We start from the raw sequence: 14,429 nt of genomic DNA, 5'->3' as shown, positions 1-14,429 counted from the left end.
TAGAGCTGCCCGCTCCGCATTGAGGCAGCCTCCGCATCGGGGCAGCGGCGCAGCCCATATCAGGCCGATACCGACTACGCAGGCAAACGTGCTGACGAGCCTGTGGGAGCCACATATGAGACCTCATCTCCGGCGAACCGCCTCCGTACTCCTTCCCCTATCACTGGCCCTGGCCGGGACCACCGGCCCCGAAATGGCCCATGGCGTCGAGCCCCGTGGCGCAGCGACAGCCATCGCCGCAGCCGCCCAGGATGCCGCCTCACCGGTCCCGGAGCACCAGGGGCTGGAGGCCTCCCTGGAGGCCCAGGGCCTGGGCCAGGCCTATCGGGACGGCCAGGTCACCGTCGTCGGATCCCTGAGCGAGGCCCGCTCCTCCAAGGCGAGCACCACCTACATCGTCGTCTCCGACGGCGTCTCCCACGTGGCCTTCACCCGCGGCTCCACGGCTCAGGACGGCGCCCACGCCACCGTCGAAGTGGACGGCACCACGTACGGGGTCGCCTTCACCGACTCCACCGACGCGGTGCCGCTCATCGCCTACGACGTCGGCGACGACGCCACCCGGGCCCTGACCAGCGCGATAGATCAGGCCGCGGCCCTGGGCAAGGGGGTGCGCCTGGGCGCTGGGCAGCACTACGCCACCACCGGCTCCCTCACCATCCCCGACGCCGTGCCCTTCCTGGACGGGGCGGGTGCAGTCCTGAACGCCTCGATCCCCGGGGGCACCGAGGATGCCCCGGCCAACGTCCTGGTCCTGGCCACCAGCTCCTCCGGCACCACCGTGACCGACCTGACCCTGGACCTGAAGAACCAGGAATGGACTCGGGGCATCCAGGGCAACGCCATCAGCAACACCACCATCTCGGACGTCCAGATGCTGAACGTGGCCTTCGTCGGCATCAACATGGTGGCGGACTCCGGCCCGCTGCGGGGACTGACCATCCGGGACAACCGGATCAAGAACGTCCTGGGCGACAAGAACACCGAGGGCAAGCCCTCCATCCAGCTCAACTCGGCGCGCCAGACCGATGCCGCTTTCAAGAAGAGCAATGAACCCGTATGGGACCAATACACCACTGACGGAACCACCGCCGCCAACCTTCATGAGAACAGCGGGCACACCATCACCGGCAACGTCATCGACGGCGGATACTACGGAATCGGCCTGTCCGGGGTCAGCAGCAGCACGATCAGCCGGAACACGCTCGGCAACAACATGCGCAACATCTCGATGCAGAGCCGCTCCAACGGCAACACCGTGGAGGGCAACTACCTCAGCGACTCCAGGTCGTCCGCGGTGCACGTGGCCTATGAGAGCAACGACAACACGGTGCGCGGCAACACGGTGGTCACCCACCGCGCCACCGCCCAGGGCCTCCTGCAGGCCTACCAGGGCAGCAAGTCCAACATCTTCTCCGACAACCGCGTGAGCGTCGTGGGCGCCACCAGGCCCTCCTGGGTGCTGTACGCGGGCACCGACTCCACATCCACCACCTTCACCGGGAACATCGTGTCGGGCTCGGCCAATCATGCCTTCGTCGCCGTAGAGTCCATCTGGGATGAGGACTCCGCGGCCTCCAACCTGCCTGACGGTATGAACCCATGGACTTTCATGCAGAAAGGCAAGGTGACGAGCCCCAAGGATGGGACACCCGCCCCGTTCTACGGCGGGCGCGGGGACCTGGACGGCATCACGGTCCAGGGCAACATCCTGATGGACTCCTGGCACTCGCCGGCCCTGGTCTACGCCGGGGCCGAGTCCTCCGACGGCCGCGACCACAACAAAACCCTGGTCGGGAACATCACCGGTCTGAAGGTGAGCGGCAACGACGTCATCGGCAACAGCGAGCGGCAGGTGGTCACCCATGAGGGGAGCACGAAGGGCATCGGGCCGGCGCGCGTCAGTGGCGACACGAGCCTGGGCACCACTCACAAGGGGGCGAACGCGCAGTCCGGCGGGAAGGGCGATGACGTTTTCATCCTGGATTCGCCCCAGGACACGGTCACCGATGAGGCGGGCACGGACGCCGCCTACGCCACCGTCACCACCACCGCCCCCGAGGGCGTGGAGGCCCTGACCCTGCTGGGCGGCGACGCCCAGGAGGCGACCGGCAACGCGGCGGGCAACACCCTGACGGGCAACCCGGCCGACAATCGGCTCGCGGGCGAGGGCGGCGACGACGTACTGCGCGGCGGTGAGGGCTCGGACACCTTGACCGGCGGCGAGGGGGCCGACACCTTCACCTTCGATACGATCGTGGACCACGGCACCGACACGATCACCGACTTCACGCCGGGCCAGGACAAGATCGCCCTGAGCAGCACGGTCTTCGGCAAGCTGGAGGGCCAGTGGTTCGCCCAGGCCGGGCAGACCACATCCGCCACCCGCGTGATCCAGGACGGGGACACCCTCTACTTCGACGCCGACGGCTCGGGAACGAGCTACGAGGCCGTCGCCTTCGCCCGGCTGCCCCAAGGGGTGCAGCTCAGCGCCGGCGACCTGACCGTCATCCCCTGAGCTGGTCCACCGAGGCCGATCCGGGACAAGACCGCAGACAGGCCCGGCTACGCGTGGGCTCTCCCGCACCCGCCGGCTTCACAGACGATTCACAAGGCCGCCCCACGCCCGCCACACGCCGGTTCGGCACGGTGAAGCCATGTCGAAACACCACCGGGCACCGGCCCCGCACTCCGCCGGCAGCTCTACCAGTACTGCCGACACCCCCGGCTCTGCAGCAACCCTGACGCACGAGCCCTCGGCCCGGACTCAACAGTCCCGCCGTCATACGCGCCGCAACTTCCTGCTGGGAGGCGCCGCCGTCCTGGGACTGACCGCCACCGGCACCAGCGCCTGGGCGCTCAACCGCTTCGTGATCGACCACACCGAGATCACCGATGTCGAGGCCTACGAGGCCCAGAACGCCGCGGGGGCCTCGACCGCGACCGCCGACGCGGCCAGCATCACCGTCACCGACACGTCCTACACCTCGTCGCTGACCTCGATCGAGATCAATGAGGTCGCCACCGGTTCCGGCGCGGACACCATCACCTACTACACGGCCGACATCACCGTCAGCGACGCCACCGCCATCCGCAGCGCCTTCGCCAACAACGAGTTCGGCACCAACATCACCGCCAAGCCCAGCGAGATCGCCGCCGCGCACGACGCCGTCTTCGCCATCAACGGCGACTACTACGGCTTCCGCTCCGACGGCATCCTCATCCGCAACGGCGCCGTCTATCGCGATGACGGCGTGCGCGACGGACTCGCCTTCTACACCGACGGCCGTTGCGAGATCTACGACGAGACCTCCACCAATGCCCAGGCCCTTCTCGACGCCGGGGTGTGGAACACGCTGTCCTTCGGCCCCGCTCTGGTCAACGCCGGGCAGATCCCCGCCGGGATCGACGAGGTGGAGGTCGATACGAACTTCGGCAACCACTCCATCCAGGGGAACCAGCCGCGCACCGCTCTCGGCTGGGTGGACACCAACCACTACATGTTCGTCGTCGTCGATGGCCGCAGTGAGGGCCACTCACGCGGCACCACCATGACCGAGATGGCTCAGATCATGGCCGACCTCGGCTGCCAGGTCGCCTACAACCTCGATGGCGGCGGGTCTTCGGCCATGTATTTCAACGGCCGGATCATCAATCAGCCCTCCAACGGTGGCGAGCGCGCCACCTCCGACATCCTCTACATCGCCCAGGGAGCCTGACATGAGCGTGCAGACAGGACCCGTGCCGGTCCGCCGTCGAATCGACCCCGGCCGCCACGACGACATGACGATCCCGACCAGCGGGACAACCGCGATGCCGCGACAGAGCCGACAGAGCGCCGGCGCCACATCCGAGGCCGAGCGCTTCCGGCCCGCCTGGCTGGTGGTGCTCGTGCCCGCCTACCAGCCCGACGCCCGCCTGGCCGCGCTGGTGACCGACATCCGGCGGCGGCTGCCCGGCGCGCAGGTGCTCGTTGTCGACGACGGCTCGGGCCCGGCCTACGAGGAGGTGTTCGCCGCGGCCGGCGACGCCGGGGCCGTGATCACCGGCTATTCGGTCAACGCGGGCAAGGGGGCGGCTCTGCGCACCGGCCTGGCGCGGGCCGCGGACCTGTGGCCGCACGCCGACGTCGTATGCGCCGACGCCGATGGCCAGCACACGCCCGTCGACATCGCCGCGGTGGCCCACCGGGTCCGCGAGACCGGCCATATGACGCTGGGGGTACGGGCCTTCACCGGGCCGGTGCCCCTGCGCAGTCGGCTCGGGAACAGCGCCACCGCACTGCTGTTCCGCGGGGCCACCGGGTGGCGGCTGCGCGATACCCAGACCGGTCTGCGCGGCTACCCGGCCGGCGGACTGGACTGGCTGCTGGAGGTCCCCGGAGACCGCTACGAGTACGAGCTGTCGGCCCTGCTGCGGGCCCGCGAGCTGGGGATGGCGGTCGAGGAGGTCGAGATCGCCACGGTCTACGAGCCCGGCAACACCTCCTCCCACTTCCGCCCGCTGCAGGACTCGGCGCGGATCTACGCTCCACTGCTGCGCTTCACGGGGGCGTCCCTGGCGAGCTTCGCCATCGACTGGGTCGGGGTCATGGTCCTGCACCTGCTGACCGGGAATCTGCTGACGAGCGTCGTGGGCGCACGAGTGATCAGCGGCGCAGCCAACTTCTTCATGAATCGGCGAATCTTCCGGGCGGCGCCCGGCACGGTGGGCCGCACGGCGGTGCGCTACACGGCGCTCGCCCTCGCCCTGGTCGCGGCGAGCTACCTGGCCCTGGCGGCACTGACCGGGATCGGCGTCCCGCTGGGCATCGCCAAGATTCTGGGCGACAGCACGATCTACATGGCCAGCTACCTGATCCAGCGCCGGGTCGTGTTCCGCGAGAAGGCCTGAGCGCCCCACTGCTACCGGAAACGGCTACCGGAAGCCGCCCGCCGGCTGGATTCTCTGGGGTTCTAGTCCTCAGATTCTCAGAAGGGCGGGATGGCATCGAGCAGCGGAGTCAGGCCGAGTGCGTGCAGAGCCCGGGGGTAGGGAGTGGTCTCGTAGTCTCCGGGGTTCTCGCCGGGGCGCGGGCCGCGAGTGGTGATCACGGGGGCCGACTCCCCGCCGCCAGTAGCGGCGACGTCGGCCGCGACGCAGCCGGGCGCGGCGACGGAACCAGCAGCGCCGTCGGCGATGTGAGGATCTGCGAGCCCCTTGTCGAGGCGGTCCAGGACGGCGGGAGTGACGGCGCGAGCGAGAGCGTCGGGCACTCGAACCGCGGAAGCAACTGCCTGGCGGGGGCCAGTGCGGCGGGGCAGGAGGGCGATGGCGCCGTCCGGCTCACGGCGATAGCGGGCACCGGTGGGCGTACGCCAGATCAGGGCGCCGTCACCGGTACGGGTCAGCGCCCACCCGGGGGTGTGCTTGAGACGATGATGGGCCCGGCACAAGCAAGTCAGGTTCTCCAGACTGGTGGTGCCGCCACTGGCCCAGGGAGTGATGTGATCGAGATCGCAGCCGCGTGCCGGGACTTCACATCCCGGATGGGTGCAGCCCCGATCGCGGGCGCGCACCAGATCAGCCAGCCCTGCCGGCGGCCGGTAGCGAGTGCGCCCCACATCGACCACAGTCCCCACGATGGGGTCGGTGATCAGGCGCCGCCAGGTCCCGCCCGCAGCCAGAGCCCTGGCGACCGCGGCCGGCACGGGCATGCTCCTGCCGCCGGCGCCCAGGCTCGCCTCCCCGAGGGGCGCGCAGGCGCGCGGATCGCCGGACGACCCGATATCGGGTGGTTCATCGAGTGGTTCACTGTCCGGCATCCCGGCAGCATCAAGCGAGTCGCCAGGCGGTCCAGCAGAGCCGAGCAGCCTGCCATCAGGCGCATTGCCGCCAGGCGGGCCAGAAGACGATTCGTCAAGGAGAGCGGCCAGGTGATCCATGGGGACAGTGACGTCCACATGGACTGTCAGACCAGGCGGCAGAGCAATCGGATCAGTACCCGAGGGCATCCACCACGGGCCCGCATGACTGACCAGACCGCTGAGAGCGGCCAGCAGCTCCGCAAGCGGAACGCCATCAGGCATCAGATCCGCCGTAGCAGCGTCAACAGCGCTCTCGGCTGCGGCGTCGTCATCGGCGGCAATCGGCCCGGTGGCACGCTGCCCTGCGGCGCGGTGCTGGCCGGCCCTCAAGGCATGCAGGCTCAAGGCCACCAGGGCGTCGGCCCGCAGCTGTCCCGTAGTGCGCTCGTCACCGGCGGCACGTGCGGAGGCGGCGATGGCGTCCAGGGTCGCATCCACCAGGAAGGCGTCGGCCCGGGGCATCAGCAGGCGCATCTCGCACACCCCCGCACCGGCCTGGCGGGGTCGGGACACATGACGCCGGAACGTGTTGCGCCGGGCCCGACGACTCACGCCATCGGGGTCCAGGGCCGTCAGCGCCCGATCCACGTCCCGACCCAGCTGAGCAGAGGTACGATGCACAGCCCTGCCCAGCACCCGGGCCTGCACCGTCTCCACCACACCGGCAGGCTCCTCGGCGAGCCGTCGCACCAGTAGACCGGTCTTGGACTCATCCAGCAGCCCCACCCGATGCAAACCCGACGTCGGCGCGAGTCGCTCATCCAGCAGCCCCGCACCCCGATCCACCAGACGCGAGGCTCGCGTACGCGAGACGCCCAGACGACACGCGATCTCACCAGAAGCATTCCACCGCCCCGCCGCCAAGTCGCCGGGCGATACCGCACGCGCATCCCCGCCTCTCTGGGGCTCCCGGCCGTCTCGATCCCGCTCTCCGCACCGGTCATCACCCCGAGAAGGCCGCCACGGCAGGCCGCACATCTCCGGGCAACGGGCCAGGCACACGGCAGCCACCGACTGGGCCCACTGCGCCCAAGCAGCCAGACGGCCGCACGCCGCCACCAGCTCGCTCAAACCATCCGCACCCAAATCCGCCAGAGCATAGGCGCTCCGATCGTCGTTGACCACCAGCGACTCCGCGGCCTCCACGAGCGCCCGCTCGCCGGGGTCCACCACATCCGCGAACAGCCCGGCACCTGCGCTGCAGGCGTCGATGACGCCGTCGGTGGAGCCGGAAGCCCCAGCAGTACCGCTGCCGATGACCGGGGACGGAGACGGGGCCAGAAGCGGCGCCACCAAGCGCTCAACCGCACCCGCCAGAGCGGCACCCGGCGCCATCCCCGCCAAACCCGCCGAAGCACTCTCATCCGCAGCGGCGCCGTCCGGCAGCACACCGACCGACCCGCCCGCGGCATTCCCCGCGGCCGAGCCGGCAGCACCCCAACTATCGAACATATGTACAGACTACGGCGTGGGTGCGACACGAAAACGCCCCCGTTAACCGCACCCGCCCAACCAGCGCTCCATACAGGCGCACATGCAGGCGCACCTCAATTCCCGGGCCGCACGAGGCCGGCCTCGTAGGCGGCGATGACGAGCTGGGCGCGGTCCCGCGCCCCCGTCGGCCGCCCGACCGACGACCTCCAGGTCGGGCTCAGCGCCCGCGAGCGCGGCGAACGAGGTGCGCAGAAGCACCTGATCCTCAGCGATGAGCACTCGGATGGGACCGGGCACCGGCTCATCCATGGCGACTCCCCACGTCCACATACTCTGAGCTCGGCGAACTCGAGGCCCCAGAAGAGATGGCAGCCCCCTCTACCGGGAGGTCCCTGAGCTCTCCGGCCCAATCCGGCTGCGCCGCCACCAGCGGCGGAGACGACGGGAGCCGTTCCCGGGCTCAGCCCCAACCTCGACCGTCACGCCGGCACGGCAAGCCCGGCCGACCGCACCGGCAAGAGCGTGCTGCAGGTCCTCCGGCACGGACAGCGGCGACAGCGACGAGGGTCCGGAATCCTCGCGCAGCACTCCCAGCATTCGCCGCAGTTCGTCAGTCGCCTCGCGCGATGTCTCCTCGATATCGCGCAGGGCATGGCGCAGGCCGGCGGATTCCTGCGTCTTACCCGCTCGGACGCATGAATGCGGCGCAGGGGCGGTCAACCGCCTCCTCGACTACTTCCACTCGCAGGCGATGCCGTCGTGATCGCGGTCCAGTCCAGGGCGATATCCGGGCTCGCCCTGATAGAGCGGGGCGGCACCGGCCTCTCGGGCCTCCGTGCAATTGCCATAGTAGGCGCTCTTGGGCGGCTGCTGGGGTGCGGGGGCCTCCTCGGAATTCGAGGCTCCGCCATCACCGCCGCCAGTAGCGCCGGCATCCTGCCCGCCCGCCGGGTCCTCCTCCGGCTGAGGGGCGGCGGGCTCGGTCGTGCTCTGCTCCTGCGGGGCCGGCGTCGTCGGGGCCGGGCTGTAGACGACGGTGGGCACGGGCGTGGGGGTGTAGACGACCGTGGGCACCGGCGTCGGCGAATAGACCACGGTCGCCTCCGGAGAGGCAGTGGGCTCCGGGGTCGAGGAGGGACTCGCATTGCTGGACGAGCCGGAGGCGCCGACGCCGACACCAAGAGCAAAGGTCAGAATGAAAGGCAGCGATTTGCGGACCAGTCCGCGGCGCCGGGGCGTCGGCCGAGGAGGACGCGCGGAAGCGGGATACGAGGGGTAGGCGGGTGCGGGAGGGAACGAGGGCGTCATAGGCGTGTTCATGGGAGCCTCGGGGAGGACAAGGAGTAAGGGGAGGAGAAGGGGAACGGTGGCGACTAGCCATAAGCATTCAACCACTCCACATGAATGAGGTTGCGTGCGAGCGCGAACCGTTACAGAACTGGGATAAGCGGGATGCGCGGTTGGTCGCTCCCGGGGATGCCCCGCCCGGGCCCGCTCCGGACGGCCCTGCCAGGGTGTCGGCACGGCGCAGTGAGCGCGCCAGGTGTCCAAAACGGAGGAGATCAGCCCGGACACCATGCAGCGCGACACCGAAGCACATTGAGAACACACCGAAAACACGCCAAAAACACCGGGTCATCGCACGGTTCCTTGGAGATACCTGGGCTGGCGGCACTTTAATCCCCTCCGTTTTGGACACCTAGAGACCCACGGATAAACCTCCAGGAACAAATGGGACAACTAGGGCAACTGAAATAAGCGACATCCGCGGCTCTTTTCGGAGTCACGGCCGCAGGCGAAGCCGGCTAGTCCCAGATAGCCCCAGATAGCCCCAGATAGCCCCGGCCTGCGGGAGCGGGGCGAGCTCCCCATTGTGCGGACAAGCGTCAGCAGTCATGATGACAGCGTCCCTCTCCATGGGCTCGCCAGCCCTGTCCGCAAGGAGCATCATGAAGCGCCGCCACGCCCTCCTGGCTCTCGCCGGAGGAATCGTCGCGCCGGCAATGCTCCCGGGCTGCAGCCGCATATCCGGGAGAACGGGTTCAGCCTCTGCGAGCTTTACGGCGCCTCCCAGTTCCACCGCTATGCCCATCAACTTCGCCAAGGAGCAGCTGTGGCCGAAACTTCTGGGATTCGATAAGCGCATCTGCGGCATGAGGGGATGCCATCTGGTCGGCAGCCTGCCTGCCCCGCACACCGACACGCGCGATGATTCGGGCGGAATCGATCTTAACAACCTGCAATCGACTGTGATCGTCGATCTGGCCGAGCAGACCACCAGAATGCTCGTCCTCGATCCGGACACCGGAGAATACGCGACCACCACTGTTGACGATAGATCCACGCCCAGCGCCGTCCATGAGGGCGCCGGAACCATTCTGCTCGCCAGCGCCCCCGTCCTGGACGACGAGCACGCCTATGCCATGGTCGTCCGAATGCCTTACCCGCAGCCGACCACCACGGTCAATGGCACATCCATGCGGGATTTCTCAGCGCCGCTCGACGTCGTCGCAATCCGCTTATCCGACGGCGCGATCACTGCGACGGCGACCCTGAGCGAGCGCATCTGGGTACACCCCCACACCCCCAACAACGTCTTCCCCTACGACCGATACCTCTGCCTGACCGAGGAGGGCACTCTGTTCGCCTGGGCCAGCGACCAGGGTCGAATGGGCGAGACCGTGGCCCGAACGTTGAACCTCTCCGACCTGTCCACCATTCTCGACGCCGGCTCCTTGACCTCGGAGACCATTCGAGGGCTCTCACCCCATGCGGTCGTCTGGTACTCCCGCATTGATGAGGAATCGGACCGCACATGCACCGGACTCATCAGCATGGACAACGGGGCCCACCATAAGGTGAATGAGGACCTCAACCTCTACGAGGTCTACGGACGGTGGGCGATCGCCACCGGCAACGGCCCCGATGCGAAAGCCGATGATCCACCGCGAGTCATCAGTCTGGACACCGGCGAGGTCGTCACTCTGGCACAGGACGATCCCCTCAACTCCGCTTCCGATGATCACGTCTACACGCACTGCAGCGAGGGCTGGCGAATCGCAACCGGAAACAACCTCCTCGACGTCCGCCTCCCGGAATCCAGCGAGCCCATCATCCACATGGTCAGGGAGGATTCCTACTCCACCTCGACCGCGGTTTATAACGACGTTCTCTACCTATTCGAGCTGCGGAACAGCATGGACGACTCCTACCACCTGACCGCTTTCGATCTACTCACGGGCGAGCAGATCAACGAGACGAGAATCGCGGGAACCGGGTTGGAGGCCGATATCTCGATCAACGCCTACGGCATGCACGACAGATTCGAGTTCATTCCCGCCACGTCCTGGGCCCAGGATGTGAACGAGTGGAAGCAGCGATAAGAATCGAGCCCCCTCGTCGAGATCGGTCGATCTCCGCGTCGAGATCGGTCGTAGTCCGCGTCGAGAGTCAGCGCAGCGGCAGGAGGATATCGGTGACCGCCTGGGCGGGCGGCGTCGTGGCGGGATCAGTGAGGTACTCCTCGATCACTGGATGATCCCGAGGCTCCCAACCGGAGGCGGGCAGCCACTGACCGTAGAGCCACAGGTAGGCGGCGTGCATGGACGCATACGGCCCGGTGTATCGCATGACGGCGTAGCGTCCGGCGGGCACGACCCGGGTCTCCAGGTCCTCGGGCACCTCCGCCTCCGGGCCGACGACGGCGCCCGCCACCGCGCGCAGTGCGGCCTCGGGCACGGCGTCGGGATCGTCCTCGTAGATCGCCACCATGGGTTTCCGCAATCCCATGCGGTCGACGACGCGGGCGAAAGCCCGGCCGATGCCCATGTAGGAGCCCCGATGCTCAGCCACCGCGAGCCGGCACTCGGGGCGCTCCTCGACCCGCACCGGGTGGGGAGTCGGGCTCTCGACGTCGGGTATTACGGCGGAGCGCCGAAAGCCGCCGGTTCCGTTCGGTCCACCGGCCCGGTCGCTGCGAAAGCGCCCCGGAGTCCGGTCATAGGCGCGCTGGAAGGCCCGGCTGAAGGCGTCCGCGGAGGTGAAGCCGGCGCGTCGGGCGATCCGCTCCAGAGGCCAGGCGTTCTGGGCGAGCATGGTGGCCGCGCGCTCCAGACGGAGGCGGCGCACAGTCTGAGCGGCGGTCTCACCCCGCACAGCCCGGTAGATGCGATGCCAGTGGTAGGGCGAGAATCCGGAGACGTCCGCAAGACGGTCGAGGCTGAGGTCGTCGTCGAGGTGGGCGTAAATGTAGTCGGTGACCGCATCAAGCTGGCGCTGGTACTGCTCGGCCCTCATGCGGCGGGGAGGACTCCCACGGACAGGCGGACGCTGCCGTCGGGGGCGTAGCACTCGTAGTCGGCACGGTAGTCGCGAGGCAAATCCTGGCGCGCCCAGATGCCCGCCCAAGCCTCGACGATGCTCTCGGGTCGGGAATCGCTCACGACGACGACGTCCCGAGCGGACGCCGGGATTCTCGCAACCACCAGATCGTCGCGCCCGGGGCCGATCGCCTCACCGCGCCGGCCGATGATGAGGGTGTAAGCGCTACTCACGACGTCGAAAGGCGTCTCGTAGTCGGTGTAGACGGCGTAGGCCTCGGTGCCGGGCACGCCGACCAGCCCAGCTGCTGCGGCCGCTTCCCAATGGGCCGGGATTGTGCGGGCCGCTTCGCGGTTGGAGGTCCGCAGCGGCAAGCCGACGACCTCGAAAGACTCAATGACTTCTCGCATGAGCTCATCATGCCCACCGCCAACCGACGATTCTTGCGGAGTTCTCTTACGAGGGCGTCGCCCTTCGCCGAGATCGGTCGAACTCCGTCGCGAGATCGGTCCGCTTCCGGCTCGAGATCGGTCCGGCCCCAGGGGCAGGCCCGGCCTGTGATTCCAAGACGCCCCGCAGACGTCGTTTAACGATCGACCACCAGGACGGCCGGACCGCTTCCCGTCATCTGCTGGCGCACCACGCCACGGCTGTCGACGGCGATTGTCGGGCCGTTGGTGCTCGCCACGGTCACCGGCACGCCGGCCTGGGCCGCATGCAGGCTGATATCGGCAGCATGGAACTGCTTTTGCAGATAACCATATGTAGCATCGTCGAGCGTCGCGTAAGCGGAATCGGCTCCGCGCAGACGCTTAACAATATCCGGATAATGCATGTCATAGCACACGTAAGCGGTGACCACCTGCCCGTCACTGACGGCATGTTGATCCGTGTACCAGTCGGTACCGTCCTCAGCTGGAGCAATATGAGCCTTGTAATTGGTCAGGATTCGCCGGCCGTCCTGATCGAGAATGACGGCCTGCTTGTAATCGCCGTCGCCCTGCCGCTTATTCGTGTGATACACCAACCGGACGCGATGCTCCGCGGCGAATTTTTCCAGTCGACTCTCACTCGCCGTGGGAATGGAGTTCTCCGGCCACACCACCGTGATCGCGCCCTGCGATGTATCGCGTTCTTGCAGGGCTTGATCGGTCGCCTCGATAAGATCATCGACATCATTCTCGGTGGCCGGCTGATTGATGCCGCCGCGGGTCATCATCTGCACGGCGATCGCCGGTGACGCCGAGTGCGCGGGCAACTGCCGCACCAGGAAATGACCGCCCACCGTCGCAGCTATGATCGCCACCGCCAACGCGGTGCTCGCCCGCCAGCCGCGCCGCGCCCACACCCAGGCGAGCACGATGCCGACCGCCACTATCACCGCTTCGACAACGGCTTCCCCGCCGAAGCCGCCGAGCCAGATCAGGGCACTATTGCGCCACAGGCTGTACCCGGAATAGGGAAGCCACCAATCCTCAGTCACCGGCATATGCAATCGCGCCCACAACCAGCCGCACCACACCAACATGAAAAGTGGGGCAACCACCCGCATGCCCCACCGCTGACGCAGCAACACCACCCAGAATATATTCGCCAGCAGAGCCGCGAAACCGAAACTCGCAGCGAACGCCAGCCACGGCGGCATGAACGCGTAGTACCAATACGTCGTCGGTATGAGCCAGGCGCATGCGAACACCAGTCCAGCCGAATAAGCATGCTTCACCGGCACCATCCGCAGCACCACGAAAACCGGCCAGAAGGCCAACAGCGACCCCAACTGCAGCCACCACACCGGCATGAACGCACCCAGAGCCAGAATCGCGCCGGCCATCAGAGCCAGCGCATAGCAGACCAACACCCTTTTCTTCCCCATTTTCCTCCCCATGCCTACAACCCTAATGCTCGACCGTCGTGCAGGTGCGCTGAACAGCATACCTTGCGGGACGATCGGGAGTGGGCCACCGATCGTCCCGCGCCTACCGGGATCCGGGATCACGGCCCGCACTCGCCTTGACGGCGGACATCGGGCACGGCCGGAGCCGAACCTCACGCCGCGGGATCGACTACCTCAACGCCGAGACGGCGGGCGGTCACGGCGAGCTGATCGTCATGGGTCAGCATGACGACAGGATCCCGCTCACAATGGAGCATGAGAGCCGTTCCCAGATGAATGGCATCAAGGGACTTAAGAGAATCAGTAAGTCCGCAGGCGTTCTCCACAACCTCGTGGTCGATATCAATAAGATGGATTTCATCGAGAAGCGTACGGGCGCTCTGCGCAGTATCCGATGGCGTGATGCTGCGCTTGGCGACGCGGATCAGTTCTACTTCCAAAAGGACAGAAGACACCAATTCGGATTCCGAGATCTCCTCGATCAGAAAACGCTCGACCGCATCACCTCCTTCCTGATTCAGAAGAGGTAATGCGAGCACGGATGTGTCAACGTAGAACATCGAGATCGATCTCTTCCCGATCCTCATCGAGGAGCTGCTGAAGTGTCATGCCCTTGGGAAGAGATCCGGCAACCACAGGAATATGACGCCTCCTCTTCGCGGGACGCACTTTCCCCTCGCGCACCAGACGCTCGTACGGGCGCTCCTCGGGATCGATAGGAACAATGCGCACAATAGGGCGCCCACGATCGGTAACGGTCACGGCCTGACGATTCTCCTCGACACCGTGGACGATCCTGCCGGAGTACTGGTTGAGCTCCCGAAGGCTGACGGTCCGCAATGGTGCCGGAGAAGCGGATGGCGCTTCTAGAGATAATGATGAACCTGACTCGGGTGCGACCTCGGCGCTCATGTCATGAGGATACACCCCGTCCT

At 67.2% G+C, this 14,429-nt stretch carries 12 protein-coding genes; 4 read left to right on the top strand and 8 right to left on the bottom strand.

Annotated features, from left to right (window positions below; all coding sequences use genetic code 11):
* The first annotated feature begins 115 nt into the window (after positions 1-115).
* The 3 genes from W5W_RS0103670 (at position 116) to W5W_RS0103660 (ending at position 4,893) form a co-directional block, all read left to right on the top strand.
* Positions 116-2,518 carry a calcium-binding protein gene (locus tag W5W_RS0103670; RefSeq protein WP_017194387.1) on the top strand — a complete coding sequence of 801 codons (2,403 nt, stop codon included), beginning with the start codon at positions 116-118 and terminating at the stop codon, positions 2,516-2,518.
* A 139-nt stretch (positions 2,519-2,657) separates the two neighbouring features.
* A complete protein-coding gene (locus W5W_RS0103665) occupies positions 2,658-3,719 on the top strand; it encodes a phosphodiester glycosidase family protein (RefSeq protein WP_017194386.1) in 1,062 nt (353 codons plus the stop codon).
* Between the two features lies 1 nt (position 3,720).
* Positions 3,721-4,893 carry a glycosyltransferase gene (locus W5W_RS0103660; RefSeq protein ID WP_017194385.1) on the top strand — a complete coding sequence of 391 codons (1,173 nt, stop codon included), beginning with the start codon at positions 3,721-3,723 and terminating at the stop codon, positions 4,891-4,893.
* Between the two features lie 77 nt (positions 4,894-4,970).
* Here W5W_RS0103660 and W5W_RS0103655 read toward each other — a convergent pair whose 3' ends face one another.
* The 3 genes from W5W_RS0103655 to W5W_RS15560 form a co-directional block, all read right to left on the bottom strand.
* The gene (locus tag W5W_RS0103655; protein ID WP_050980334.1) at positions 4,971-7,298 is read right to left on the bottom strand and encodes an HNH endonuclease signature motif containing protein; all 2,328 of its coding nucleotides are present in this window, start codon (positions 7,296-7,298) and stop codon (positions 4,971-4,973) included.
* A 360-nt stretch (positions 7,299-7,658) separates the two neighbouring features.
* Positions 7,659-8,000 (bottom strand): sensor histidine kinase, encoded by a 342-nt coding sequence (locus W5W_RS0103650; RefSeq protein WP_017194383.1) that lies wholly within the window; start codon positions 7,998-8,000, stop codon positions 7,659-7,661.
* 12 nt (positions 8,001-8,012) lie between these two features.
* Positions 8,013-8,588: an excalibur calcium-binding domain-containing protein gene (locus tag W5W_RS15560; protein WP_017194382.1), complete on the bottom strand. Its 576-nt coding sequence runs from the start codon at positions 8,586-8,588 to the stop codon at positions 8,013-8,015.
* Between the two features lie 641 nt (positions 8,589-9,229).
* Between W5W_RS15560 and W5W_RS0103635 the strand changes: the two genes are divergently transcribed.
* Positions 9,230-10,663, top strand: coding sequence for a hypothetical protein (locus W5W_RS0103635; RefSeq protein WP_034498306.1), 1,434 nt, complete (start codon positions 9,230-9,232; stop codon positions 10,661-10,663).
* A gap of 67 nt (positions 10,664-10,730) precedes the next feature.
* On the opposite strand, the gene W5W_RS0103630 is transcribed toward W5W_RS0103635, so the two are convergent.
* The 5 genes from W5W_RS0103630 to W5W_RS0103610 form a co-directional block, all read right to left on the bottom strand.
* Positions 10,731-11,576, bottom strand: a complete 846-nt coding sequence (locus tag W5W_RS0103630) for an AraC family transcriptional regulator (protein WP_017194379.1) — start codon at positions 11,574-11,576, stop codon at positions 10,731-10,733.
* Positions 11,573-12,010 carry a GyrI-like domain-containing protein gene (locus W5W_RS0103625; protein ID WP_017194378.1) on the bottom strand — a complete coding sequence of 146 codons (438 nt, stop codon included), beginning with the start codon at positions 12,008-12,010 and terminating at the stop codon, positions 11,573-11,575. Before W5W_RS0103625 ends, W5W_RS0103630 begins: the two co-directional genes overlap by 4 nt.
* A gap of 176 nt (positions 12,011-12,186) precedes the next feature.
* On the bottom strand, positions 12,187-13,473 hold the full coding sequence (locus W5W_RS0103620; RefSeq protein ID WP_017194377.1) for a nitrilase-related carbon-nitrogen hydrolase: 1,287 nt from the start codon (positions 13,471-13,473) through the stop codon (positions 12,187-12,189).
* Between the two features lie 173 nt (positions 13,474-13,646).
* Positions 13,647-14,054, bottom strand: coding sequence for a type II toxin-antitoxin system VapC family toxin (locus W5W_RS15555; protein ID WP_081486194.1), 408 nt, complete (start codon positions 14,052-14,054; stop codon positions 13,647-13,649).
* A complete protein-coding gene (locus W5W_RS0103610; protein WP_050980332.1) occupies positions 14,041-14,406 on the bottom strand; it encodes a type II toxin-antitoxin system Phd/YefM family antitoxin in 366 nt (121 codons plus the stop codon). The genes W5W_RS15555 and W5W_RS0103610 overlap by 14 nt, the downstream gene beginning before the upstream one ends.
* Positions 14,407-14,429 lie beyond the last annotated feature (23 nt).

It is taken from the genome of Actinomyces massiliensis 4401292 (genome assembly GCF_000269805.1).
In the GTDB taxonomy this organism is placed as follows: domain Bacteria; phylum Actinomycetota; class Actinomycetes; order Actinomycetales; family Actinomycetaceae; genus Actinomyces; species Actinomyces massiliensis.
Note: the sequence above shows the minus strand (reverse complement) of the source record. Positions and strands in the feature narration are given on the sequence as shown.

Excerpts from the sequence above, each read along its gene's own strand:
- W5W_RS0103670 (WP_017194387.1), top strand. The coding sequence starts at position 116 with ATGAGACCTCATCTCCGGCGAACCGCCTCCGTACTCCTTCCCCTATCA.
- W5W_RS0103665 (WP_017194386.1), top strand. The coding sequence starts at position 2,658 with ATGTCGAAACACCACCGGGCACCGGCCCCGCACTCCGCCGGCAGCTCT.
- W5W_RS0103660 (WP_017194385.1), top strand. The coding sequence starts at position 3,721 with ATGAGCGTGCAGACAGGACCCGTGCCGGTCCGCCGTCGAATCGACCCC.
- W5W_RS0103655 (WP_050980334.1), bottom strand. The coding sequence starts at position 7,298 with ATGTTCGATAGTTGGGGTGCTGCCGGCTCGGCCGCGGGGAATGCCGCG.
- W5W_RS15560 (WP_017194382.1), bottom strand. The coding sequence starts at position 8,588 with ATGACGCCCTCGTTCCCTCCCGCACCCGCCTACCCCTCGTATCCCGCT.
- W5W_RS0103635 (WP_034498306.1), top strand. The coding sequence starts at position 9,230 with ATGAAGCGCCGCCACGCCCTCCTGGCTCTCGCCGGAGGAATCGTCGCG.
- W5W_RS0103630 (WP_017194379.1), bottom strand. The coding sequence starts at position 11,576 with ATGAGGGCCGAGCAGTACCAGCGCCAGCTTGATGCGGTCACCGACTAC.
- W5W_RS0103625 (WP_017194378.1), bottom strand. The coding sequence starts at position 12,010 with ATGCGAGAAGTCATTGAGTCTTTCGAGGTCGTCGGCTTGCCGCTGCGG.
- W5W_RS0103620 (WP_017194377.1), bottom strand. The coding sequence starts at position 13,473 with ATGGGGAAGAAAAGGGTGTTGGTCTGCTATGCGCTGGCTCTGATGGCC.
- W5W_RS15555 (WP_081486194.1), bottom strand. The coding sequence starts at position 14,054 with ATGTTCTACGTTGACACATCCGTGCTCGCATTACCTCTTCTGAATCAG.
- W5W_RS0103610 (WP_050980332.1), bottom strand. The coding sequence starts at position 14,406 with ATGAGCGCCGAGGTCGCACCCGAGTCAGGTTCATCATTATCTCTAGAA.